This window comes from Streptomyces poriferorum, from assembly GCF_019399235.1.
In the GTDB taxonomy this organism is placed as follows: Bacteria; Actinomycetota; Actinomycetes; order Streptomycetales; family Streptomycetaceae; genus Streptomyces; species Streptomyces poriferorum.
In genome coordinates, this window is the sequence record NZ_JAELVH010000659.1 from 1 (window position 1) to 403 (window position 403).

At 71.2% G+C, this 403-nt stretch carries 1 protein-coding gene; it reads left to right on the forward strand.

Annotated elements, in window-relative coordinates; genetic code table 11:
* Positions 1–403: acyl-CoA synthetase family protein (locus tag JGS39_RS42175; RefSeq protein WP_219574692.1), on the forward strand; the 403-nt coding region annotated here is incomplete at both ends.

Below are 403 nucleotides of genomic sequence, written 5' to 3' on the forward strand. Positions count from 1 at the left end.
TCCCCGACCTGCGCCTCTACATCCTGGACAGCGCCCTCCAGCCCACCGCCCCCGGCGTCCCCGGCGAGATGTACGTCGCAGGCGCGGGTCTGGCCCGCGGCTACCTCAACCGGCCCGCCCTGTCCGCGGAGCGCTTCGTCGCCGACCCCTACGGCCCGGCCGGGACCCGCATGTACCGCAGCGGTGACCTCGCCCGCTGGACCACCGACGGTGAGATCGAATACCTCGGCCGCGCCGACCACCAGGTCAAGATCCGCGGCTTCCGCATCGAACTCGGCGAGATCGAAACCGTCCTCACCACCCTGCCCGGCGTCGCCCAGGCAGCTGTCATCGTCCGCGACGACCGCCTCATCGCCTACCTCACCGGCACCCCAGACACCACCGCTGTACGTGCCGAACTGAC